Source organism: Paenibacillus sp. FSL R5-0810 (assembly GCF_038002285.1).
Classification (GTDB): domain Bacteria; phylum Bacillota; class Bacilli; order Paenibacillales; family Paenibacillaceae; genus Paenibacillus_AQ; species Paenibacillus_AQ lactis.
This window is the reverse complement of record NZ_JBBOCF010000001.1, coordinates 3,591,523-3,616,854: the sequence shown is the minus strand read 5'-3', so window position 1 is coordinate 3,616,854 and position 25,332 is coordinate 3,591,523. Positions and strand designations below refer to the sequence as shown.

Sequence of the window (25,332 nt, the reverse complement as noted above, 5' to 3'; positions counted from 1 at the left end):
AGATAAACACACGGCATCAGAGTCTGATGCTCATCCGGCTTTTATAACGCTTGATGAGGATCTGCGTTATCTACGCTCGTAATGCCCGGCAGCGGATACAGCTTCTCATTTAAAAACATTTCCATCTGTTTATGGTCCGTAAACAGCCCGTGCATATGCAGCTTGCTCGGCCCTGTCATATGGTACAGGCTTGTGACATGTGGCTCGTTCTCCAAAGCGTCCGCCACCTGCTGCAGATGCTTCGGCTCAACCTCCACGTTAAAAAAGGCGGATACCGCGATTCCGACCTTCTCCGGATTGATCACCGCCGCAAACCGCTCGATTACGCCGCTGTCCATCAGGGCGGTGACCCTTGCCTGCACCGCTACGCGGGACAGCCCGACCTCCTTGCCCAGATCCGTGTATGAGATTCGGCCGTGCTTGCCGAGGATGGAGATGATTTTGCGGTCCGTTTCGTCGATCGGGAGCGAGGCATAGGCCCCTTCGGAATGAACATCCATTTCGATCAGCTCCTTCTTTTTTATGAATATGTAACGCACAAAAGCTTAAATGACAACAAAACGAAATCAAATAGATCATTTTGATTACGACGTGTTTAAATATATAAGCAATTGATTTCACTTTCAATATTTCTCTTCTGAATTGAAACTTTTTACCCGCAAATTCAGTCTAAATCTATGAAATATTAAAGATATAAGTTGCAATTAAGAAAACGATGCAGGCGAGGGAGTAAAATGATTCCGAAGAAGTGGAACGGTCGCCTTTGGTTTCAGATTTCTACCGTAATAAGTTCTATTAAATCATGAAATCTGAAACCAACAGCGATTGTAGGAACATTTTACGTACTTGCCCTAATATACATTCATTTGTTCAACTTATATAGAATGGCATTCATTGGAGGGAGATCGTTCTATTAATTGGATGAATTAATAGAATTACCCTTTTCTATCAATTTATGATAGAATACTCCGGTGAAGAAAAGGCTTCATAGGATTTCATAGAAAGGCGGCAGCTTAGATGAAGAAATTAATCGCCCTCATTCTGGTATGCGCAATGCTGCTCCCTGTTTCCATCGTATCCGCCGCGTCGGCTGGCGGGACCGGGACGGCCACGAGCAAGACGAGTGCAGCAACCAAGACGAATGCTTCCAAGAACGAGCCGATCGATCTCGTTTTTGTCGGGGATATTTTGCTGGACGGATATGTGGGGAACCAGATCGAACGTTACGGGAATCTGTATCCGTTCAAGAAGGTGGCTCCTATTTTGAAAAAAGCGGACATGGCCTTCGCCAACCTTGAAACGCCGGTGTCCGTCCGCGGCAAGGCCGCGAACAAAACCTTTGCTTTCCGCTCCAAGCCGGATACGCTGAAAGGCCTCGTATACGCAGGGATCGACGGCGTAACGCTGGCCAATAACCACATTCTGGACTATGGCCAGCAGGCGATGCTGGACACCATCACCCATCTGAAACGCCAGAAGATCGGGTATACCGGCGCAGGCCGCAACATCGACGAAGCGTTCAAGCCGTATGTACAGACGGTCAAAGGGAAGAAGATCGCCGTGTTAGGCGTCAGCCGCGTGCTGTCGGACAACTCCTGGATCGCCGGCAAGAACCATCCGGGGGCCGCATCCGCTTATACGATGGAGCCGATGCTCAGCCAGATCAAAAAGTCGGCGAAGGCGAATGACTTTACGATCGTTTATATTCATTGGAACCAGGAATTCGCCGATTACCCTGATGATTACGCCCGGAGCATGGCGAAGAAAATGATTGACGCAGGAGCGGACATCATCGTCGGTTCGCACAGCCACACGCTCATGGGAATTGAGTATTACAAGAACAAGCCGATTTACTATTCGCTCGGCAATTTTGTTTTCAACCGCTCCACGCGCGGCGGAGACAAGACGCTCCTGTCCATGATGGTCCATTTTGAAATTCAGGGCTCCAAGATTACGAGCCGGATCACCCCGGTGAAGATTCTCCAGGGCCAGCCGAACCTGATGGACAAGAAGTACAACAAGGAGATCATCGCGAAGCTGAACAAGCTTTCCTATAATGCGAAGATCGATGCCAACGGCAATGTAACGAAGAAGTAACGAGCCTTGCGCAACTTTAAGAACAACCGCAGCCTTTCGTGGCAGCGGTTGTTTTTTTGTGTCTGATCGGATCGTGTAGAGGCAGAGGGGAGCGAAAAGCGTCGAATGACGGCAACCCGCCCCGACATAACTCCTTTCCATGATTCTACAATTTACGCGATTACGGCATGAGGGCAGAAATTCCTGCACAAATAATAAAATTTTATTTTATAAAATATATTGTATTTTGAAATTAAATTTCAATATGATTAGAGAAAGAGGATTCTGCTAGCTTGGCGCAAACGCCTCTTTCAAGTTTTTAAGAGAGTTAACTTCGGATTTACAGAGAAAGGAGGTGGACTTAACAAGTCACCGTTATACTTCCGTATGCAAGCCCGTTATTCGGGCGGCCTTCAAGCATGAGGAAGCACCCCTACAAGAACGAAGGAGGAATTGATGATATGTTTCGAAGGAAGAAAAGAATATCTTCACTGCTGAGCGGTGTGATGTTCCTTTCCCTGCTGTTTCCCGCCGGTGCGCTTCAAGCGGCGGAGCCGGCGGCAGCAGCTGCCCCATCCGGCCTTATTGATATGCGGCAAATGGAGATTGGACCGGGCGCTACATATACTTGGATGAACATGCATAAGGGGAGCGGGGAGCAGAAGGTCCATATGGTGGAATTCGATCCGGCGCAAAGACAGCTTGAGCTCCAGCCCGGACTAACCGACGGCAAGGTATACGGCATGCAGGGCGTGAGCAAAATGGCAGCCGATGCCGACAAGGAAGGCAACCGGGTGATTGCCGCCGTCAACGGGGATTTCTACGATATGTCGACGGGCATCCCGCTGGGGTTGTTCATGGGAGACGGAGAGCTTCTGACCGACCCGCCGAACGGCAGGAATGCTTTCGGCATCCGGCAGGACGGGACAACCTTGTACGGGAGTCCAAAATTAACGAAGACGGTCCGGATTGACGGGGCTGATGCGGGCTTAACGTCTATCAACCGTCTGAGAGGGACGGACGCACTTGTGCTGTATACCGAAAAATTCAACAAGACGACGATGACGAACAGCCTGGGCGATGAGGTCGTTCTGGATATCGTCAGCGGACGCGCGGCAAGCGGTGAAACCCTGGTCATGAAGGTCGCTTCCGTTCATAAGGACCGGGGGAATTCGCCAATCGGCCCGAATCAGGCCGTTCTGTCGGCTTCGGGCCAGCAGCGGGCCAAACTCGCGAATCTTCAACCCGGCGATGAAGTGACCGCCCGGTTCGAGCTGGAGGACGCCTGGAAGGACGTGACGATGGCCATCGGCGGCACGGTGATGCTGGTCAAGGATGGCATCGTGCAGCAGCATGCGGATCCGGCCATTCACCCGAGAACGGTGGTTGGCACGAAGGCGGACGGCTCTGTCGTTCTGTTCGAGGTGGACGGCCGCCAGCCGGGCTTCAGCGAAGGCGTCAATTACATCCAGCTCGGCGAGATGCTGCAGGAACTTGGCGTTGTTAACGCGCTTAATCTGGATGGCGGCGGCTCGGCAACCTTCGTCGCCCGCCTGCCGGGAGAGACCGAACGCAAGGTGCTGAACTCCCCTTCGGACGGCGGAGAACGCAAAACCGCGAACGGCATTCTGCTCGTGAACAAGGCGCCGGAAGGACAAGCGGAGAAGCTTGTCGTATCGCCGAACCTTGCGCGGGTGCTGACGGGATCGTCCGCGGTATTTACGGCAGCGGCTGTTGACGCGAACCTTCATCCCGCGGCGATACCAGGCACGCCAGTATGGCAGGCCGATTCTGCATTCGGGAGTTTCGACGCCAATGGCAGATTCACAGCGGGCAGCCAGCCGGGAGAGACGGAAATAGCCGTTCAATCGGGATCGCTGAGGGGCAGTGCGAAGCTGGAAGTCGTTGATCAAATAACGGAGCTATCCTTCCGGGATGAGGTGATGACCTTCCCGTCCGGCTCCACGAATACATTAACCGTCACGGCCCTCCGTAACGGTCAGGTCATTCAGGCCGACAACAGCCGCTTTGAGTGGCGCGTCGAAGGCGATATCGGAACCATTGACGGCACCGGCACGTTTACGGCTGCCGATAAACAGAATGTGAGCGGCAAGATCTATGTTAAATACGGCAGCGTGGAGACCTCCATCGATGTGAACGTCGGGCTCCCGCCGGTTATGCTGGAGGATTTCGAGAATGGCCTTGGCCGGTATAAGGAAAGCGCGGGCGCGCAGTTTAAGTCGACCCGGGTATCGGTCGAGACGGACGATACCTATGTCCGATCCGGCAGCGGCGCGTTGAAGCTGGAGTATGATTTTACCGGCATGACGGGGACTTCCGGTGCATATCTGCAGACGAACAGCGCGGCAGACAATATCGAAATTCCGGGCTATCCCGAGAAGATCAGCATGTGGGTGTACGGCGACGGCAAGGGGCATTGGCTCCGGGCTCAGCTTCGGGACGCTAAGGGAAATATCCCGTTGAATTTTACCGATGAGAGCGACGGCGTGAATTTTGTTGGCTGGAAGTACCTTGAGGCTGACGTGCCGAAGGGAAGAACGCTTCCGCTCGTCATGGACATGCCTGTCCGTTATATGGAGACCAAGGCGGACAAGAAGGATGCCGGAGCGATCTACGTGGACGAAATCCGGGCATTGTACGGCCCGGCTAACGACGATATTGAACCGCCGGTTCTCAAGGGCTTCTCGCCTGCCGCCGGCGAAGAGATCACGAAGAATACGCCAACGATCACGGTATATGCGGAGGATGCGGGCTATGATCCTTCGAAGCATCCGGGAACGACGCTAATCGATCCGGACCGGATTCGCTTCTATGTAGACGGCGTGCTTGTGCAGCATACGCTGTATCCGCCGGAAGGAAGAATCCACTATACGCCAAGCGTTCCGCTTGCAGACGGCATCCATCAAGCGAAGGTGACCGTCCGCGACCTCTCCGGGAATCAGACGACCAAGGAGTGGCATTTCACGATCAATACAGGCGCAGACGCAGCAAAGATCGTGTATGATACGCCGGACACCGTCTACTTGGGGAACAGCTATACGCTGGATATCGGCGGCGTCAACACGTCCCGGATCCGCAGCGGACATATTGAGTTCCAGTTTGATCCGATGAAGCTGGAGAATGTGCGGCTCATTCGAGGCGACAAACTGGATTCGTCCCAGGTATGGGCGGATATCGATCAAGCGAAAGGAACGGTTAAGGTGACCTGGAAGGACATCCATACCGCATCTTTAAGCGATGATGAAGTGATTGGACGGATTGGGTATGACGTGAAGAAGGATGCTGAAGGTACCAGCGTGATCTCGCTGAAATCCGGCGCGCTAACCTTGACGGACACGGGGGATACGGAGTTTACGTTCTTCGGCCTCCCGATCACTTCCAAGATTGCTGCACATTTGGCGCTGAACTGGAATGAAGAGGGAGCCGTCGAAGGTTATGAGACGGTATTCCACGTAACCGACGCCCAAGGTGCCGCGGTTCAAGACGTGCAGATTACGGCGGACGGCGCGCCGATCGGTACGACGGACACGACGGGCGAGCTGAGGACAAACGCGTTAACATCGCAGATCAAGACCTATACGGTTCAAGCGGTGAAGGACAATCAGTACAGCCCGGCTGTGGCGTTTAAAGTCTCTCCGCTGTCCGGAACCGAGACGCCGACGAACATCAGTGTTGGCATGGGGGCGGATCCGGCATCCTCGCGGATGTTCAACTGGCATACGCACCCGGCGATCGAGCATACGGTGGTCGAGCTGGTGAAGCAATCCGAATTTACCGGGTTTGATGCGCCGAACGTACAGACAGTCAGCGGGACAAACGAACTGTACCACACGCTCGATCTGGGGACGGTTCGTGTCCATAAGGCCGAAGCCGGCGGCCTGGAGCCCGGAACGGCATACGTATATCGCGTTGGGGACGGCCAGGGCCATTACAGTGAACAAGGCTCGTTTGAAACAGCGTCCTTGACGGAAGAATCGACCAAATTCTTGTACTTTGCGGATTCTCAGGCATCCACCGCGAAGGAATTCGAGCTCTGGGGCCAGACGATTGACAAGGCTGCAGGCGAGCATCCCGATGCGGAATTTATGGTGCATGCCGGGGATATGGTCGATAAAGGCTTTTTGGAAGCGCAGTGGAATGACTGGTTCCGGGAGGCGCAGCCGCATTTCCTGAATACGACGCTTGTATCGGCGATCGGGAACCATGAAGTGATGGGATCGAAGGAGAACGGCGATTTTCTGGCCCATTTCAACCAGCCGGGCAATGGCTTGGACAGTCTGAAGGGCACGAATTTCTCGTTCGATTACAAAAACATTCATTTCATCATGCTGAATAGTGAATATGAGCTGGAAGAGCAGAAGAAGTGGCTTGAGCAGGAACTTGCGGCCAACAACAAGGAGTGGACGATCGCGATCTTCCACCGCGGCCCTTACGGAAGCATTTATGATTCCGCCGAGGTACGCAATCAATGGGCGCCGGTTCTGGAGAAGTATGAAGTGGATCTTGTATTGAACGGGCATGACCATATCTATGTCCGCTCCTATCCGATGAAGAATCTTGCCATTGCACCGGACGGCAGCGGAACGACATACGTTGTGGCCGGCTCGACCGGGCCGAAGTTTTATGCCCATACCGAACGGGGCTGGCACCAGGTTGTGGATGAAGAGAAAACCCAGATGTACGCCTCCGTGGAAGTGGAGGGAGATGAATTGCGGTTCGTTACGAAAACGATCGGCGGCCGCCTCGTCGATGAATTTACGCTCGCCAAATCCGGAACGCCGAAGCCGAAGCCGGAAAGCATCGTCGTATCGCCGAAGCAGCTCAAGCTTGCCGTCGGCGACAGCCGTCAGCTGGCAGCGGAAGTGAAGCCGGACGGCGCAGAAGCTTCGGTTACGTGGTCAGTGTACAGCGCCGAGCCGCAGCAAGCCGTCAGCGTGTCGGCGGACGGCATCGTGACCGCCATCGAGCTTGGCGAGGCCATCGTTCGGGCGACAAGCACCGTCTCGCCGGATGTATTCGCCGATGTACGGATTATGGTCGGTAAGGAATCGGATGTCTCCCTCGAATCCATCCGCTTCAAGGGCAAGCCCGTACTGAAGATGGGCGACACCGACCAGACCGTGACGGAGGCCGTATATTCCGACGGCAGCCGGATCCCTGTCATCGAGGGCGTGACGTATGAGAGCAGCAAGCCGGAAGTAGCCTCCATCGATGAACGCGGGACCGTCCGGGCGCTGGCTGAAGGAAGCACGGTGATTTCGGCAACCTACGGAGGACTTAAGTCGGAGTACGGCTTGAAGGTCATCCGAACCGGCGGAAATCCGAATCCGAATCCCGATCCTTCGCCGCCGGTGGACCCTCCGGGCAAGCCTCCGGTGTTCCCACCGGTAAAGCCGCCGGTGATACCGCCAAAACCGCCGGTTACCCCGCCTCCGAACAGGATTACTGTAACGGCTGAGGAATTGGCCGACAAGCTGGCAAATGGTCAGGCTGTGTTGACGGTGAACGGCGAGTTCGAGGAGCTGATCCTGCCGGGCAACGCGGCTGAGCTGGTTAAGGAAGGTGCGATCCGGGTTGTGGCTAATCATATGACAATCACGATCCCGGGCGAAGTTCTTGCTCAGCTGCGCAGGCTTGAGCAAGGGAATGAACCGGACAAGGGCTCCATCAAGCTGAGCAGCGAGAAGCTGAAGGAGTCCGCAGCCAATCAGCGGATTGCAGATGCTGCCCGAAGAGAAGGGGCACAGCTGAGACAGATTGGAGCTTTGTACGAGCTCGGGTTGGAATGGGTGTCCGCGAACGGTACGGCCAACAGCTTGAAGGAATTCGACAAGGCAATCATTTTAGAACTGCCGCTGCCACCTGGTACCGGTGGAAGCAGAGTCTCCATCTACTATGTTTCCGACTCTGGAGAACTGGAGTATATTCCGGGGATCTTGAAGGACGGCCGCATGTCGGCACCGATCAAGCACTTCAGCGCATATGGCCTCCTGCAGTACGAGAAGATGTTTGCCGATGTGCCGTCAACGTTCTGGGCTGAGGAAGCGATTGGAGACTTGGCTGCCAAACAGCTGATCAAGGGCGTTTCCGCGGAACGCTTCGCCCCGGCCCAGAAGGTAACCCGGGCTGAATTCGCGGCGATGCTGGTCCGGCTCCTGGACATCCAGGCTGAAGGGCCGGTGCCGTATAGCGATGTCGCCTCCGGCAAGTGGTATGCGGACGCAGTTGCTGCTGCAGCCGATGCAGGCATTGTCTATGGAACGAGCGGCGACCGCTTTGTACCCGAAGCGCCGATCAAGCGGCAGGAAATGGCGGCCATGCTCGTTCGTGCCTACGCTTATGCGGTGAAGCAGCCGGATGCAGCGGACGTGACCCGCAGCGGTTTTGCGGATATCGCCGGATCTCCGGACTGGGTACAGGAGGCCGTTAATGCGGCATATGCCCTCGGCTTCATCAAGGGGCATACGCCAAGCCGCTTCGCACCGGAAGGACTTGCGACACGTGCGGAAAGCGCGCAGGTCATGTTCAATCTGTTGAATAAGCTGCAGTAATCACGGATGAACCGCCCTCCCATCTCCTTGCAGGACTGCAGGAGTGGGAGGGCGGTTCTTTCGTATGTATGTCCCGGACCTCCTATAAGTGCCGGAGATGCGATCCCGGCCTGGGCAGCGGAGGACAAATCGTACCCGGGAAAATCGCTCCCGCAAACAAGGCCTGCTGCGGCCGCCCGGACGTTCGGAATCGAGGCGGCGGAAAATTTTAGATATTTTCATGCGGCAAACTCCCTTATAATGAAAATCAAAGGCTAAGAGAGGCACCTTCAAAGATACTTTACTTAAAGAAGGCCCTTGATGGCCCGATGAAAGGAGCTTGAGGACCATGCCGTACGCCAAAACGCCGAGCCCGCCTTATTATGCGTGCATCTTCGTATCGGAGCGTACCGAGGGGGACAACGGTTATGGAGCGATGGCCGACAAAATGGTGGAGCTGGCCTCCCGGCAGCCGGGCTATTTAGGCATCGAATCGGCGCGGGATACGTCTTTGGGCATCACGGTGTCCTACTGGGAGTCGCCGGAAGCCATCGCCGCCTGGAAGGCAAATGCCGCTCACCAGGTTGCCCAGAAGCGGGGAAAGCAGGAGTGGTATCAGAGCTTTGCACTAAGAGTATGCAAGGTGGAAAGGGATCATTTTTTTGACCACAGCACACACGAGGAGGAGTTATGATGCAGCAATCGAAAATCAAATGGGGGATCATGGGGACCGGCTGGATCGCCCAGCAATTTGCCTCCGATCTGGCGCTTGTCAGCAACGGCGAGGCGCTGGCGGTCGGGTCGCGTACGGCGGGAAGTGCCGCCGAGTTTGCTTCCAAATATGACATTCCGCGGTCATACGGAAGCTATGAGGAGCTGGTTCGGGACCCTGACATCGATGTCGTCTACATAGCCACCCCGCATCCGCTTCATCACGAGAACGTCCGTTTATGTCTTGATGCGGGCAAAGCCGTATTATGCGAAAAGCCGTTCACCATCAACAGCCGCGAGCTGGAGGATCTGGTCGCCGCGGCCCGCGAACGCAAGCTGTTCCTGATGGAAGCGATGTGGACGCGGTTCCTGCCGCCGATCGTGAAGGTGCGCGAGTGGCTGAAGGAAGGACGGATCGGCGAAGTCCGCCTGTTGAAAGCCGATTTTGGATTCCGGAGCGGCTGGAACCCCGAAGGGCGACTCCTTAATCTTCAGCTTGGCGGGGGCGCGCTCCTGGACGCAGGCATTTATCCGGTATCCTTCGCATCGATGATTTTCGGGGCCGAGCCCGATCAAATATGGAGCACGGCACATATCGGGGAGACGGGCGTAGACGAGCAGTTCTCGGTGATCTTATCCTATGATTCCGGCAAAACCGCTTCGTTAAACGGGGCGATCCGCCTCGGCATGACCAATGAAGCCCACATTTTCGGAACGAACGGACATATTCATATTCCCTCCTTCTTGAACGCCAAATCGGCAACGCTTCACGTCGACGGCGAGGACACCGTGCATTTTAACGATGACCGCAAGGAGATCGGATATGCTTTCGAGGCTTATGAAGTGGGCCGTTGCCTGGCCGAAGGGCAGCTTGAGAGCGATGACATCCCCCTGAATGAATCTGTCGCGATTATGAAGCTGCTGGATCAAATCCGGGGCCAATGGGGCTTGAAGTATCCTTCGGAAGGCTGAGCCAGGTCAGCTTATAGATAGAGCTAAAGGGAAAAGGGCATCAAATTGGCCGACGGATAGCAGTGAACAAGCAGTGCGGAGCAACCCGCGCTGCTTTTTTGCCATTGAGACCCTCAGTGGATAGATTGATACTGCGGCATCGACTATTGCCTTCCCTTATATTTCCCAATATTCTTGTGTGATGCTGTATAGATTATGATGCTCCCAAACGCCGTTTATTTTAAGATAGTATTCCGAAAAACCGTCATATCGAAATCCTGCTTTCTCTAAAACACGGATAGAGGCCTTGTTTCGAGGCATAACCCCGGCTTGTACCCTATGTAACCCTCCAAGCCCAAAAGCGAATTTTAGCGCCAAGCGAACAGCTTCCGTGGTATATCCTTGTCCGTTATATTGCTCATCCAAGAAATAGCCCAGTGTGCAGCTTTCCCATGCTCCACGGACTACATTGCTTAAATTGACCCGTCCAATGAGATTATCATTGTTTTTCAGGAAAATCCCAAACCCGTATCGGGAACCATTACTCCAATCGTGTTGCACTTTCTCCAAAATGCTTCGCTGCCCCTCTACCGTGTAGTGAGAAGCGGGAGCGGATGGTTCAAATGGTTTAAAGAATTCCCTATTTCGAATTCGTAAATCGAGTAACGAATTAAGGTCATTCAATTCCAATCGACGAATGTAAATGCGGTCAGTATCCAATCTCATTCTCTCACCTCAACATAAATCACTTCTTAGTTAATCTGCCAAATGGCGTATACCATGCCTTAACATAGCCTTATTTTAAGAGCGCTACACATGATTTACAACGTTCCCTGCGAGCGACTACGACGTCTACGCCATCACTCTTCCAAATTCCTGCCGAATCTCTAAAATTTTATTTTATAAAAACTATTGAAATTTGAAACAAAATTTCAATATGATAGAGGCAGGATGATCGTTGGTTTTATTTCCCTTCGGTTTTCCATATCACGCGTAGGAGGTGGGCGGCAGCTCTCGATGAAATCGGATGGTTGTCATTACCAATATTCCACGATGTTTAGTGGCAAGGAGTGAATTAGTGAATATGAACACCTCAAGGAGCGTTCAACGAAGCAAATCCTTTTTGTCTTTGGCTTTGGCACTGGCTGTCATGATCAGTTCGGTATCCGTGTGGGGCAGTTCGGGAGCCGCTTACGCAGACGATGTTCCGAAATCGCTTGTTATCGAGGAGTTTGAAACCCCCGGGAATTTATCTGCCTCCGCCGTGAGGGGGAAAGCCCAGCTGGGGATGATCAGCCATCCCGATCCGGTATATTACGGGTATCATGCTGCGAGTTTAACCTATGATTTTGTCGGCAGCGAGTCGGGCACGTCGGCAGCGTATCTCAATTTTAAAGACCTCGACGGCTCGGCCGGCAGAAGCGTTCCGGGCACTCCGAAAGCGCTCGGCTTATGGGTATACGGGGACGGCGGGAATCACTGGCTTCGGGCGCAGCTTCAGGATGCGGCAGGCGGCAAGCACGCCGTTGACTTAACCGCTACCTCGGGATTCAGCTGGAAAGGCTGGAAATACGTCAAGTTTTCCGTTCCATCCACCATCAAGGCTCCTCTCAAAATCAATCAAATTTATATCACCGAGTTAAAAGATACAAATAAAAACAGCGGCACGGTGTACTTCGATCGATTGACCGCATTCTACACCGATTCCCAGATCTACGGGCTCGATATCGGCGGTTTGACGCCGATGGGCGTCGGGGAAGCCATCAAGCCACAGATCTATGCGACGTATGCCGGCGAGTCCGAACCGGTGCGACTAACCTCAGGCGTGAAGCTGACGAGCAGCGACGAGACGATCGCTACGGTTACGGGAGCTACATACGATGCGATTGAAGCGCTTTCACCGGGCGTAGTTACGATTACGGCAGAGTACGCCGATGCGCCGAAGGCTCAGCTGGAGCTGCATGTAACGGCAGATGCTCCTTCCCCTGACCAATTGCTTGTATCCGGTCCGGTTCATCTGGAAACCTCGGTTACCGGCGCCTTGAGAACAAGCGTGGTTTATTCCGTTTACGGTACGGCCATGGAGCCGGTTCTGCTGGCGGAGGGGGTTGCTTATGCCAGTGACCGTCCGGACGTCGTCACCGTGGATAGCGGCGGAGGGCTGCAGGCCGTCGGGAAAGGCACTGCGGTGATTACCGTTTCTTATAAAGGAGCAGCCGCGCAGCACGCGATTACGGTCACCGATCCGGTGCCTGTTCTGCAGAGCATTGCACTGCAAGGATTAACCTCGGTGACGGTTGGGGATTCGTTCGAAACGTCCGTCTCGGCGACCTATTCGTGGATGGACGAGCCGATAACGATTACGGAAGGCGTTGCATTTACTAGCAGCAATCCGGCAGTGGCATCCGTCGATGAGAAGGGGGTTGTAAAGGGCTTGAGCATCGGTTCATCACGCATCACGGCGACTTATGAGGGGAAGACCAGCTCGCTCTATATCATCGTGAACAAGCAGGCTGAGCATCCGAAAGCCGAGATGAGAGCCGCCTGGATTGCCACCGTTGACAATATCGATTGGCCGGCCAAAGGGGTTACCGATCCCGAGCAGCAGAAGCAGCAGTTCATCCAGCTCCTTGACGAACTGGAAGCAGCCGGGATGAATGCGGTTATCATGCAGATCAAGCCAACGGCGGATGCGTTCTACCCGTCCGAGTACGGTCCATGGTCCGAGTGGCTGACCGGCGTCCAAGGCAAGGACCCGGGCTACGATCCGCTCGCTTTCCTGCTGGAGGAAGTGCATAAGCGGAATATGGAGTTTCATGCCTGGTTTAATCCGTACCGGATCAGCCTTCAAGGAGATATCAACAAGCTTGTAGCCGATCATCCGGCAAGACAGCATCCGGAGTGGGTGGAAGCATACGGTGGCAAGCTGTATTTCAATCCGGGCATACCGGAGGCCCAGCAGTTTATCCTGGACGGCATTATGGAGGTTGTGAAAAACTACGATATCGATGCGGTGCATTTTGACGACTATTTCTATCCGTATCCCGTAACGGGCGTTGATTTCCCGGACGAGGATACGTATGCCCAGTATAAAGGGGCCTTCACGAACAAGGCGGACTGGAGAAGAAACAATGTGAACCAGTTCATTCAGAAGGTCAGCCATGCGATTAAGCAGGAGAAGAGTTATGTGAAGTTCGGCATCAGTCCGTTCGGCATTTGGAAGAACAAGTCCAGTGATCCAAGCGGGTCGGAAACGAATGGACTGGAAAGCTACAATGCCATTTACGCCGATTCGAAAAAATGGGTTGAAGAGGAATGGATCGACTATATCACGCCGCAAATCTACTGGAATATCGGCTACTCGGCTGCCGCCTACGACAAGCTAATCGAATGGTGGAGCGATGTGGTCGCCGGTCATAACGTGCATCTGTATAGCGGGCAAGCCGTATATAAAATCGGGACAACGGCCGAGTGGTCCAATCCGGAGGAAATGCCGAATCAGGTGAAGTATAACCGCAGCTTCGAGGAAGTCCGCGGCAGCATGTACTTCAGCTCGAAGTGGTTCGCCGAGAATGCGCTTGGCTTTACGGACCGGTTGAAGACAGATCTGTACCGGTATCCGGCACTGGTGCCGGCCATGCCGTGGCTCGATACGGAGGCTCCGTCCGCGCCGCGGAAGCTTAAGGCCAATAAGGCTCATGGCGTAAACCTGAGCTGGGAGCCAGCCGGGGACGAGACCTACTATGCGATCTACCGGTTCGACGGGGGGAATGCCGGCAGCATAGACGATCCGGCAAACCTGCTGGGCACGTTCAGAAGAACCGGTAACGGGACGCAGCATTTCTCGGACGACACGGTGATCAAGCATCAGACCTATACGTATGTGGTGACTGCCATTGACCGTCTTCATAACGAAAGCGCGGCGACCGCCGTCCTAACGGTGAAAGCCGGGGGAACCGGCAAGCCGCCCGGAAAATCGAAGTAACCGGGAAGCACGGTACCTAAAAGCATGGAGCGACCTGAGTAACTGAGAATGAAGTGCCTGAATGAAAAGAGAGAGATCAGCTTTGTCACGAAGCTGATCTCTCTCCTTTTTTGTTTTGGAACCAAGCCCAGACGGCCATGATCTCCCGTTCGTCCATCCCGACGAGGCTCTCGTTAATGTCGCTTAATATCATCTTCACTTGAAGGGACAGCAGCCCCCGTCTTCGCTGTCTTCGTGTGCCGGTAACCTCGATCGCGATGATCTGCGGCCGCCGGATATATTTCGTGGAAAGGGCCAGGAACCTGCTGCGAATCGTAAGCTGCTTGCCGGTAATGTTCAGGCCGGAATCGCGGTGGGCCGCCAATCCCCACCCTATGGCAAACGGGAACAGGAGCAGCGAGAGCATGCCGAGCCAGCCGAAGTACCAGATGCATCCGATGCTGACCGCAGCGGCAAAGGCCAGCTTCCACCGAAGATACATCCATTTCGCATGGGGCGGCGGCGAAGCCGTAATGGCCTGAACGCCCAGCTGGGGCGTGACCCGCGCGAGCAGCTCCGGAATGTCCGCGGTTTTTATCAGCGGGTGAAGCATGAAATGCTTCTCCGATTCGGACGTAAGCACGTGCACCTTCACTTCGGCATAGCCGAACCAGCGGCGGAAGATGCCTTCTTTTACCGTGGCAGCCAGCACCCGTTCGGGGGAAAACAGCAGCCTCTTTTTCTCGAGCAGACCGTAGCTTACGGAGATTTGCTTGCCGATCCGTTCTACGGTAAACCCGGCGTATTTAATCATATACAGAATGACGGACAGCAGCCAGGCCAGCACGACGGCAAGTATGGCAATGCCTGCCCAGTGTCCCGGGAGAATCCGCCCTGCCGATTGAAACAGGCTTTGGTATATTTGATCCGGAAGCAGGTCATCCGCAAACGACATGATACCGCCGACGAAGGCCAAAGCCAGGGACAAATTCGGGGAAGACAGGGCAGCGGTAAGCAGACGGCGAGACGGCAGCTGAAGCAAAATGCTCCGTTCTTCCGGAGAGACCGATGCAGGCGGAATAACGTTACCGCGGTCGTTAGGGTAGCCGCCGTCGCTGCCTGCTCCTGGCGTATTTCCGGATGCTTCAGCCTCATCCCGTTCCCATGACGCCATGCGTTCTTGTGGGGAAGTGCCTTCGATCATCTGTTCCGTACCATCCGCATTGACGATGGCGCCGTCAGCAAGTGCTGCCACATCGTGCGTTTGCGCTGCAGGCCGATTCGGCTGCAAGGCCCGTGTCCGGTCCCGGAGCCAAAGCTGAAGCCGTTCCGCTTCGTGGTCCGTTACGGCTGGAAGCACACCGCCATCCTCCGATTTGCCCGGCGTCTCGATGCGGATCTGCGTCAGCCCGAGCAGACGCTGCAGCAGCGGCTGCTCGGTATTCATCGTATGAATTCGTCCAGCATATATGGACAGCTCCTCCCGGAATAACACGCCGCGCCGTATCAGGATTTTGTCCTCTTCCAGCGTATAGGCAAACCGTTTCCAGCGTAAGTATCCGTACAGAAGCAGAAGGGCTGCGAGGGCGACAATGCCGGCGGATAACCAGTACCATGGGACATCGTCCAGGGATTTTCCGTTAAAGAACTTGATCGATACAAAAGCAGCGAGCGGTACGAGCGATTTGACGCTGTTCACGAGCGGAAACAGAATGTAAAGACGGTGGAGCCTGCTTGCTTCATTCATCATGATCCACCACTTTGGCCAGCTCGCCGATCTGCTTCTTCAAAGCCTCCGCCTCTTCCAGCTTGAGCGCCTGGATGACGTGCGTCGTTGCGGCGGTAACTACCTTGACTTTGGCAAGTCCGTATTTGCGGAGCAGGGGTCCCCGTTCCAATTCAACGTGCTGCACGCGGGTCATCGGAACGAGCGTATCGCTCAGCCAAATCCAGCCGGATCTAAGCTCCAGCTCCTCTTCGCTGACCCGGAAGCCAAACTGCTTATAGGTGAAGGCCGGCACCGACCAGGTAAACCAGGCTCCTGCCAGCAACAACCCGATAGCGATCCACCCCGGCAGCAGGGTCCAGCCGAAGATGCCCGCAACGACGAGATAAGCGATAGCCGCTAACAAAATGACCCCGTCGGTAATAAAGCCTGTCAGGCGTGAAATGGTAACAGAGTCGGGGTGACACCGGCGCATGGCGTCCATTCGATGATCCATTGTTGGTTCCTCCTCGATGTTTTGAGAATCCGGCAGTTCTGATGACATATGAACTTCTATGTAGTTGTTTACGCTTGTGGGAAGCCGTCCGTTTCATCCTGCCGACCGAATACTGTAATGTCCGTCCGTCTTATAATGGTTCATGTCTGTCATTATAGCATCCCGACTTGAATGGCTTGTGAACCTGACTTAACGATTGCATTAACAGACAGCGGTTCCGTTAAGCTCGAATTAAGATTAGGCAGCGGCCGGAAGCGGCTTTTTTTGTATAATGGAAGGAATCGGACAGGGAAGGACATGAGTTAATGAAAATCGATCGTCTATTAGCAATTACCGTGCTGCTCTTGAATCGGGGAAGATGGAGCGCCAGCGAGCTGGCCGAACGCTTTGAAGTCTCCGCGAAAACGATATACCGCGATATGGATGCACTTTGCCGGGCAGGGCTGCCGATCGTTGCCCATCAGGGCACATCCGGCGGATTTGAGATGATGGAGCAATATACCATTGACCGGTATTGGTTGACGGCAGAGGAGATGGGTTCGCTAGTGACCGCTGTCAAAGGAATGAGGAGTGCGCTGGATGACCGCGAGCTGGATATGCTGCTTGAGAAAGTGAAGGCGCTGCTTTACAAGGTAGAGCACGGCTGCGGGAAAGGGGATGCATATGAACATGGCGACGTAAAAAACGGACCGGGAAGTGATCGGAGCAGGCCCTCTGTCGTTATGGATTTTCAGCCTTGGGGACAGCGGGAAGGTTTGAAAGCAACCGTCAGCCTTCTGAAGAAGGCGATCCAGGAAAAGCGGACCGTATCGATGCGTTACATCGATTCATCCGGCACGGCCGAGTGCCGAACGATGGAGCCGGTGTCCCTGATTTTGAAGGGAAATGTGTGGTATGTGCAAGCCTACTGCCTGGAGCGTGAGGATGCCCGGGTGTTCCGGGTGTCGCGGATGCAGGATGTAAAGCTAACGAACCATCATTTCGAGCCGAGGCCGATGCCCTTGATGGAACGGATGGACTGGGAGGATGCCTGGTCGGAGGTGCCGGAGCAAGAGGTTGTATTATGGTTTGGGCCGAAGGCTCGCCGACGGGCAGCGGACGTGTTCCCGGCAGAGCAAATGGAGCTCTTGGAAGACGGCTCCTTCCGCGTGCGGGTCATTCATAAGGTGGACGAATGGTTTTACGGCATGGTTCTCAGCTTTGGCGACCAGGTTATAATCGAGCATCCCGAGGAAGCCGCACAGGAGGTCAGGAGAAGGGCGGAAAATTTGTTGAACCGCTACGGCAACCCGGACAGGCAGCTGTCCACGTTCCCCCTTTAGAATAGATCATAGATTCAATTCTTAAAGGAGGGCGTCATCATGAATACAAACATCGGCAGCCAGAAGAAGCGCCGGATCGAATCCAGACCGGCTATGTCCGTATGGGGAGCGGGTGCAAGGACGACAAACGAAGCGGAGGCGGGGGCAAACGGCGTGATTCCCCGGTTATGGGAGCATTATTTCCGGAGCGGGATCAAGGAGGTTGCCGGCAGTGATCAAGCTGTCTATGCGGTATATACGGATTACGAAAGCGACGCTTCAGGTGCGTATACACTCGTCATTGGCCATGAAACGGAAGGAATCTTCGGAGATGGGCAGGGCAGCGAAGAGGTTGAGCACGTTAGGCGTGCGGAAGGCCAGAGCATAGAGAGCATAGAGAACGTAGAGCGCGTAAAGGACGTAGAGAGTGTAGAGCGTATGAATCGTGCAGGGAGCGCAGACGTCGCTAAGCGCGAAGAAGATGGAGCTATTGTAGAGCGCAGCGTCTTTATACCGGAATCCAGATATTTGGTATTCCCGGCGAAGCCGGGTCCGTTCCAGGAAACGGTGCCGCAGGCCTGGCAGGAAATCTGGAGTTATTTCCAGAATGCCGAGGAAGTACGAGCCTATTCGGGAGACTTTGAACATTATCGTTTCCAGGCGGCTGATCCTGCCCATCCCGTCGTCGAGATCTATATTGCGATTAAATAGCCGAAGAATGTGAAATCCCAGGCCGTCCTCGTGTTAGAGGGCGGTCTATTGATGATAGAAACGATAGAAATGAGAGGATTCGATCATTTTGCAATAATCATTATATTTTACATAAAATGTTTAATCGACGACCTAATATGATGATTATACCGGTTATGGAATAAATTTGATATCTTTGGCTTGCGGGTATCCACCCGAGGTGCACATCGGTACTAGTACGATATCCGACTTCGGAACGGAAGGGGGCGGTATTTTTCAGGCAGATGCATGGCAAAAGGATGAATTTGTTGAAAAAAGAAGCGAAAGGATGAGGATGATGAAAAAATTTCTAGGCATGATGTTATGCGCAGGCTTGGCGATATCGTTGTATGGTGTCCAACCATCAACGGCTGAGGCTGCCACGGTGGTGAATGAGACGATCCGCGTGGAGGCCGGTCAGACCTTCGACGGCAAAGGCCAGACCTACGTGGCCAATCCGGACACGCTTGGTGACGGCAGCCAGGCCGAGAACCAGAAGCCAATCTTCCGGCTGGAAGCGGGCGCGACACTGAAAAACGTCGTGATCGGCGCGCCTGCGGCAGACGGCGTCCACTGCTACGGAAATTGCACAATCACAAATGTCACTTGGCAGGATGTCGGCGAGGATGCGCTGACTCTGAAATCGTCCGGTACGGTCAACATTTCGGGGGGAGCGGCGTATAAAGCGTACGATAAGGTGTTCCAAATGAACGCGGCCGGAACGATCAACATTCAAAATTTCAGAGCGGACGACATCGGAAAGCTGGTTCGGCAGAACGGCAGCACGTCGTATAAAGTGGTGATGAACGTGGAGAATTGCGACATTTCGAATGTGAAGGACGCGATCCTGCGAACGGACAGCAGCAGCTCCACGGGGCGAATCGTCAACACGCGCTACTCGAATGTGCCGACGTTGTTTAAAGGCTTTGCTTCCGGGAATACAACCCAATCGGGGAATACGCCGTATTAACCTGATGATGGACTAGCTATGCAACGGGAAAAGCTCCTAAGCGTCTGCCATGACGCGAAGGAGCTTTTCTGTGCCGGAAACGGCGTTCCCGAAGATTATTTAAACCCGGTTAAAGCGGATCCGGATTTCATGAAGTACTTCTGGCCGAAGAAATAGATCAGAATCATCGGAACCGCCATGATGGTGGAAGCCGCCATCAGCTTTTCCCACTGGGCCCCGTGATCCTGCTGGAAGCTCTGCAGGCCGACGGTGATCGTCCACTTGGCCGAATCGTTCAGATAGATCAGCGGGCCCATGAAATCGACATAGGACCACACGAAGGAAAACAAAGCGACGGTGGCTAAAGCCGGCTTCAGAATCGGCAGGATAATCCGGGCGTATATCCGCAGCTCCGAGGCGCCGTCGATCTTGGCCGCCTCCGACAGCTCCATCGGCACGCCGAGCAGAAATTGGCGCAGCAGAAAGATGAAGAAGGGAGCTCCGAAGAAAGCGCCGATCGTCAGCGGCACGATAGTATTGACCCAGCCAAGGTTCGTAAAGATGATATACTGCGGGATCATCTGGACCTGAGCCGGCAAAATCATGGTTGCCACCACGATGGTGAATATGACCTTTCTCCCTTTCCACGGGATCCGCGAGATCGAGTAGGCTACGAGCGGTGCGGACAACAGCTGCCCGATAATGTTCAAGATGCAGATCAGGAACGTGTTCATCATATATTTCGTGAAGGGGATCGCCTCGACCGCCGCTTGGTAGTTCGACCATTGGACCTTTTCCGGGAAGATCGTCGGCGGAAACTTGAGAATCTCCTCCGGCGTCTTGAGCGAGGTCATGACAAGCCATAGGAACGGGAACAGAAATACGATTGATAACAGGATAAGCAAGACGTACGGCAGCACGGCTTTTAATCTGACGGCCACGTTACTCACCTCCATAATAGACCCAGCGGCCCGATGTTTTGAGCAGCAGCAGCGTCATCAGCAGCACGATGATAAACAGAATCCAGGCCAGGGCCGACGCGTAGCCCATCTTCAGAAAAACAAAGGCTTCCTGGTACAGATTGACGGCATAGAACAGAAGCGACTGTTCCGGTCCGCCCAAGGAGCCGCCGTCCGCTTTGCCGCCAGCCAGAATATACGATTCGGTAAAGATCTGGAATGCACCGATGAGTCCCATGATGAGCTGGAACAGAATGATTGGCGACAGGGCAGGGAGCGTAATCTTCCAGAAGCGATGCCAGGCGCCCGCCCCATCCACCTGCGCCGCTTCATAGTACTGCTTCGGAACGCCCTGCAGGGCGGCCAGGAAGATCAAGGCCCCGGCTCCTGAGCCCCATAGACTCATCAGAATCAGCGAAGGCTTCGTATAGCGCGGATCCAGCAGCCAGGCAGGATCGGGCAGGCCGAAGGCCCGCAGCGCCATATTGACCAAGCCGAAATCGGGGTTAAGCATCCAGGTCCACAGCAAGGCGCTGGCGACGATCGGAATGACGGAGGGAAGGTAGAAGATCGTCCGGTAATAATTGATCCCCCTTGCCTTGAAGTTCAAGACGACGGCGATCAGCAGCGATGCCGCCAGCGTAATCGGCACAGATGCGAAAGCCATGAAGAACGTGTTCCCGAGAGAGGTGTAGAAGCGGTCATCCTGCAAGATATTTTCGTAATTTTGCAGTCCCACCCACCTAGGCGTACTGAACAGATCGTATTCCGTCAGGCTCAAATAGAGCGAACCGAAGAACGGATACACAGTAAAAGCCAGAAAGCCGACGATCCAAGGCGAGGCGAATGCCAGGCCGAGCCAAAAGTACCGGCGTTCCTTCCTCGACCAGCGGGCTTTAGGTCTTGGTGAATGTACGGGTGCGGAGGCATTCATCTTCGCGTACTCCTTCCATTTCGAAGATCGTAATCAGTGCATGATGGTTTATTTGACGAGCGGCTGGATTTTTTCCTTCACGTTCGCAAGTCCTTCCTCGATGCTGACCGTGCCGCGGAGAATCGCGTCCACTTGGGCGCTGAATTCCGTCATGTACTCGTTCGTGAAGGAAGTGGCCGGGAAGGACTTCAGATTCTCGCTTGCCGAGTAATCGAGAAATTCCTTGAAGCCGGGCACATTCTCGTAGAGCGGGCTCGCGAATGCCGAGGTCCGGGTCGGCAGGTTGCCGATGGCCGCCGTGAACTCGGCCATTTGCTCCGGCTCCGTCATCCACTTGATGAAGGCCCATGAGGCGTCCGGATGCTTCGCCCCTTTCGGAATGTAGAATACGCTGGTCGTGACATTGCCCGGATTTTTGCGTTCGGGATGATTCTCGTCATATGGAATCGGAGCAATGCCGTAATTCAGATCGGGCGCGAACTGCTTGATGAAGGTCGGCAGCCATTCGCCGTCGACCGTCATGGCGTACTTGCCCGAGAAGAACGGGTTCTGCGCCGACATGTATTGTCCGAGTCCCGATGAGAAACGGTCCAGGTTATCCGAGCCGTATTGGTCCCAGATCTCCTTCGACAGCTTGATGGCCGATTGAATGCCTTCATGGTCAGGCGTCACCTGCTTGGCCGCTTCGTCATAGAACGAGCCGCCGTAGGCATATGAGAACGTGTAGGCGTCCATTCCCGGCCATAAGCCGAGCCGCGACAGTCGGCCGCCGTCTTCGACGATGCTGAGCGCCTGAATGTATTCCTTCAGCTCGCCAAGCGTTTCCGGAGGGCCGTCATAACCTGCTTCCTTAAGGATATCCTTGTTGTAGAACAGCATGGACACATGCATGGCCGTCGGAATCGCATAGGTGGCGCCTTCATGCTGCGATGTGCTCAGCGCTGCAGGCACGAAGTCGTCTAGATCGACCCCGTCCTTGGCGATATAATCGTCCAGCGGCATCATCGCTCCGCGCAGGCCCCATGGGACGACGTTCTGTCCGAACTGGGAGGCAACATCCGGCGGATTGCCTCCCGTAATGGCGGTCAGCTGCTTCTGGTAGTCGCTCTGCGAAAGGCCCTTGACCTGGATTTCCGGATGGGCCTCGTTCCATTTGGCGATAAGCTTCTCCAGTGCTTCGGCTTCCGGACCGGTCCAGCCGTACCAGAAGCTCAGCTCCACGGCATCCGCGGCAGCGGGCTGGTCCGGTTCTTCGCCGCTTGTCTTGCCGGGCTCTGCGGTGCCCCCGCTTCCTCCCGAGCATCCGGCGACCATGATCGATAACAGCAAACACCATAAACCAAACCATGTTTTCTTCTTCATCCTTCTTCCTCCCCTTTTTCGAAGTCCGATTAAAGATTGTCTGCTTAAAAAATAGATCATTTCCCTCCCAATCCATCAACAAATCCTGGTGCTCCAATAACCGGTCCTGATCCCGTTATTTGTAGGATATCGTAGCATTTCATTTCGCCATTTCATTTCACTATCGTGCGTAAAAATAGGATTATCGTATGATTTGCCAAGCTACTCTACTTGATCGCCTGTTTGCGGAACTCCGTCGGGGAGATGCCGGTGTATTTTTTAAAGATGCGGCAGAAATAGGATAGCTCGTTGAATCCGGTGGAATAGCATACGTCCGTGACGGACAGCTCGGCCTGCTTGAGCATGACCATGGCCTGAAGAATCCGGAGGTCGGTCAAATAGCGGTTGAAGGTTTTGCCTGTCCAATCCTTGAATACCTGACAGAAGGTGGACCTGGACAGATTCGAGAGATCGCACAGCGCGTGAAGCTTCAAATCCTCCTGGTAGTGGCGGTGAATGTAATCGACCACCTTGGTCATGATCTCCCGGTACTTCTCGGATTTCTCGAATCCTTCCCGGACGAGCTCGCCGTTGACCTGCCGTACCAGAATGGAGAGCAGCACGAGCAGCTGGGCCTTGAGCGTCAGCTGAAAGAAGGGGGCGCGCCGCTCATATTCCATCAGCATCTCCTTCATCACGTTACGCACTGCGGTTTCGGTTCCGCCGTCCAAAGAAATCCGGGCCTGGGCATCCGTATCCTCGCGCAGAAACGATCCCAGAAAGGCCGCATCGAAGAAGACCTCCTCCTCCGGAAGCTCCTCGAACCGCTCATTCACAAACGAAGGCATGAACTCGCAGCCGTAGATTTCATAATCTCCGTCCTTGGGGATCGTGACGCTGTGCAGCGTGAACGGCGGGATGACGAAGATATCGCCTTTGGTCAGCTGATAGGCCCGGTTGTTCACCGTGTGCGACAACGTGCCTTTGGCCACGTACCATATTTGAAAATAGTCGTGGCAGTGCGTCCACAAGCTCTGCTGACGGATCAATCGATACATTTTGCAAGGAAGTCCTTCCAACATCTCCATCTTTGAGTTAAAATAAACGACACCTGATCCCGTTAGTTTCTCAAGATCAACTTGGCTCCAATAAATACGCATTGTTTTTCCCTCCCTGATCGTATCCCTAATTTTTAAGAAAACGCTTTCAAAACATATTTCGTCAAAGCTGTTTCCTTCCCCCCGACGATCTCTAAGAAATTTGCAGCGTCCTTCTTCCTCCCCTTTGGAACCATAAGTCGCCGGTTTCGTGTAAGCCGGGTTTCAAAGGGAGCTAAAGACCATGAAAAAAATCGTGTATTTGGATGGCTTGCGAGGGCTTGCGGCCTTTGTTGTCGTAATCGCCCATTTCGTTCAGGTGTTTATGCCTTCCGTGATTGAAGGGCGGGAGGAGATCCGGCATTTCGCATTCGAGGAGGTGCTGGCGGAAACGCCGCTGAACCTGCTGTTTAACGGCAATTTTTCGGTATGCCTGTTCTTTGCGCTGAGCGGCTATGTGCTGAGCTGGCGCTATTTTCGCACCGGGGACCGCACGATTCTGTATTCCGCGGCAATAAGAAGGTATTTTCGGCTGGCGGGACCTGCGTTTGCGTCGGTTGTGATCGCCTATGTCTGCATGATTGCCGGCTGGGGCATGTTCGACGATGTCAGGGGACTGACCGGCTCGTCGATGCCGGATCCGTTTGCGGCGGATGCGAGCCTGCTTACGATGGTGAAGGAGGGGCTGTTTCATACGTTTTTCACCTATGGCGCGCAGTATAATCCGGTGCTGTGGACGATGACGTACGAGCTGTTCGGTTCGCTGTTCATTTTTGCGTTTTTGCTTCTCTGCGGCAGACGCCGTATCCGCTTTGTCCTATACGCCGCCCTTGTCTGCTGGCTGCTCGATTCTTATTACCTTGCGTTTGTGATCGGCGTGCTGCTGAGTGACCTTCAGCACAGCGGGAGGGACCGGCTGGCACGGGTCCGGCGTCCTTGGATCAATGCCGTCCTGCTCGCCGCCGGCCTGTTCTTCGGCTCGTATCCGTACATTCATCCAGCCGGCACCCTTTATGCCGTGCTCTTATGGGAATCAAGCAAGTTTGACTTCTTTGTGTTCTATCACGTGATCGGGGCAGGACTGGTGCTGACGGCTGTGCTGAATTCTAGCCGGCTGCAGGCTCTCCTGGGCAGCAAGTGGTGCGCGTATTTGGGGAAAATCTCGTTCTCGCTCTATCTCGTTCATTTCACGATCCTATGCACTTTCGGCTGCTTCCTGTTTTTACAGCTGAGCGCCGTTCTGCCTTATGGCATCAATCTTCTGATCACGTTCACGGTAACGCTGGCGTTCATCATGGCATTCGCACACGGGTTCTACCGGCTCGTTGACGCCGTGATCCTTGATATGTTGTCCCGGTGGAACAAACGGATGTTCATCGGAGCGAAGCGGGCGGGGAAGAAAGGGGGAACAAAGCCGGTATCAGCCGGCGAACAAGCGATGGATTAACCGCAAAGCCGTCTGGCGAGGCATGGAATCGACGATTACCGCGAGGCACGGAACGTGAGGCCCGGCACCGCGATCACCGTCAGGCGAGGCAAGGCACAGT

16 protein-coding genes and 1 pseudogene are annotated in these 25,332 nt (G+C 54.4%); 9 read left to right on the top strand and 8 right to left on the bottom strand.

Features of this window, described 5'->3' with window-relative positions; translation table 11 throughout:
- Positions 1–16: 16 nt before the first annotated feature.
- A pseudogene (locus MKX76_RS16355) lies at positions 17–500 on the bottom strand (Lrp/AsnC family transcriptional regulator).
- Positions 501–1,017: 517 nt separating this feature from the next.
- Here MKX76_RS16355 and MKX76_RS16350 point away from each other — a divergent pair.
- The 4 genes from MKX76_RS16350 to MKX76_RS16335 all read left to right on the top strand — a co-directional run bounded on the left by MKX76_RS16350 (position 1,018) and on the right by MKX76_RS16335 (position 10,310).
- The gene (locus MKX76_RS16350) at positions 1,018–2,097 is read left to right on the top strand and encodes a CapA family protein (RefSeq protein ID WP_007131609.1); all 1,080 of its coding nucleotides are present in this window, start codon (positions 1,018–1,020) and stop codon (positions 2,095–2,097) included.
- 440 nt (positions 2,098–2,537) lie between these two features.
- The gene (locus MKX76_RS16345) at positions 2,538–8,648 is read left to right on the top strand and encodes a phosphodiester glycosidase family protein (protein WP_341034207.1); all 6,111 of its coding nucleotides are present in this window, start codon (positions 2,538–2,540) and stop codon (positions 8,646–8,648) included.
- Between the two features lie 328 nt (positions 8,649–8,976).
- Entirely contained in the window at positions 8,977–9,321 is a 345-nt protein-coding gene (locus tag MKX76_RS16340) for an antibiotic biosynthesis monooxygenase family protein (RefSeq protein WP_007131611.1), read from the top strand.
- The gene (locus MKX76_RS16335; RefSeq protein ID WP_341034205.1) at positions 9,321–10,310 is read left to right on the top strand and encodes a Gfo/Idh/MocA family protein; all 990 of its coding nucleotides are present in this window, start codon (positions 9,321–9,323) and stop codon (positions 10,308–10,310) included. Before MKX76_RS16340 ends, MKX76_RS16335 begins: the two co-directional genes overlap by 1 nt.
- Before the next feature lie 156 nt (positions 10,311–10,466).
- Here MKX76_RS16335 and MKX76_RS16330 read toward each other — a convergent pair whose 3' ends face one another.
- Positions 10,467–11,015, bottom strand: a complete 549-nt coding sequence (locus MKX76_RS16330) for a GNAT family N-acetyltransferase (RefSeq protein WP_340901343.1) — start codon at positions 11,013–11,015, stop codon at positions 10,467–10,469.
- Between the two features lie 358 nt (positions 11,016–11,373).
- Here MKX76_RS16330 and MKX76_RS16325 point away from each other — a divergent pair, with 358 nt between their 5' ends.
- The gene (locus tag MKX76_RS16325; protein WP_341034204.1) at positions 11,374–14,274 is read left to right on the top strand and encodes a family 10 glycosylhydrolase; all 2,901 of its coding nucleotides are present in this window, start codon (positions 11,374–11,376) and stop codon (positions 14,272–14,274) included.
- Positions 14,275–14,359: 85 nt separating this feature from the next.
- On the opposite strand, the gene MKX76_RS16320 is transcribed toward MKX76_RS16325, so the two are convergent.
- Both MKX76_RS16320 and MKX76_RS16315 read right to left on the bottom strand, forming a co-directional pair.
- Positions 14,360–16,000, bottom strand: coding sequence for a PH domain-containing protein (locus tag MKX76_RS16320; protein ID WP_445669855.1), 1,641 nt, complete (start codon positions 15,998–16,000; stop codon positions 14,360–14,362).
- Positions 15,993–16,475: a PH domain-containing protein gene (locus MKX76_RS16315; RefSeq protein ID WP_144879172.1), complete on the bottom strand. Its 483-nt coding sequence runs from the start codon at positions 16,473–16,475 to the stop codon at positions 15,993–15,995. The genes MKX76_RS16320 and MKX76_RS16315 overlap by 8 nt, the downstream gene beginning before the upstream one ends.
- A 305-nt stretch (positions 16,476–16,780) precedes the next feature.
- Here MKX76_RS16315 and MKX76_RS16310 point away from each other — a divergent pair, with 305 nt between their 5' ends.
- From MKX76_RS16310 to MKX76_RS16300, 3 genes are all read left to right on the top strand, one after another.
- Positions 16,781–17,797, top strand: coding sequence for a helix-turn-helix transcriptional regulator (locus MKX76_RS16310; RefSeq protein WP_341034201.1), 1,017 nt, complete (start codon positions 16,781–16,783; stop codon positions 17,795–17,797).
- Between the two features lie 39 nt (positions 17,798–17,836).
- Positions 17,837–18,487 (top strand): GyrI-like domain-containing protein, encoded by a 651-nt coding sequence (locus MKX76_RS16305; RefSeq protein WP_341034199.1) that lies wholly within the window; start codon positions 17,837–17,839, stop codon positions 18,485–18,487.
- Between the two features lie 316 nt (positions 18,488–18,803).
- Positions 18,804–19,475 (top strand): pectate lyase, encoded by a 672-nt coding sequence (locus tag MKX76_RS16300; protein ID WP_341034198.1) that lies wholly within the window; start codon positions 18,804–18,806, stop codon positions 19,473–19,475.
- 95 nt (positions 19,476–19,570) lie between these two features.
- On the opposite strand, the gene MKX76_RS16295 is transcribed toward MKX76_RS16300, so the two are convergent.
- The 4 genes from MKX76_RS16295 to MKX76_RS16280 form a co-directional block, all read right to left on the bottom strand.
- Entirely contained in the window at positions 19,571–20,395 is an 825-nt protein-coding gene (locus MKX76_RS16295; protein ID WP_007131620.1) for a carbohydrate ABC transporter permease, read from the bottom strand.
- A gap of 1 nt (position 20,396) precedes the next feature.
- The gene (locus MKX76_RS16290) at positions 20,397–21,347 is read right to left on the bottom strand and encodes a carbohydrate ABC transporter permease (RefSeq protein WP_341034196.1); all 951 of its coding nucleotides are present in this window, start codon (positions 21,345–21,347) and stop codon (positions 20,397–20,399) included.
- Between the two features lie 48 nt (positions 21,348–21,395).
- A complete protein-coding gene (locus MKX76_RS16285; protein WP_341034195.1) occupies positions 21,396–22,709 on the bottom strand; it encodes an ABC transporter substrate-binding protein in 1,314 nt (437 codons plus the stop codon).
- 206 nt (positions 22,710–22,915) lie between these two features.
- The gene (locus tag MKX76_RS16280; RefSeq protein WP_007131623.1) at positions 22,916–23,848 is read right to left on the bottom strand and encodes an AraC family transcriptional regulator; all 933 of its coding nucleotides are present in this window, start codon (positions 23,846–23,848) and stop codon (positions 22,916–22,918) included.
- A 181-nt stretch (positions 23,849–24,029) separates the two neighbouring features.
- Here MKX76_RS16280 and MKX76_RS16275 point away from each other — a divergent pair, with 181 nt between their 5' ends.
- The gene (locus MKX76_RS16275; protein WP_341034193.1) at positions 24,030–25,232 is read left to right on the top strand and encodes an acyltransferase family protein; all 1,203 of its coding nucleotides are present in this window, start codon (positions 24,030–24,032) and stop codon (positions 25,230–25,232) included.
- The last annotated feature ends 100 nt before the right edge of the window (positions 25,233–25,332 follow it).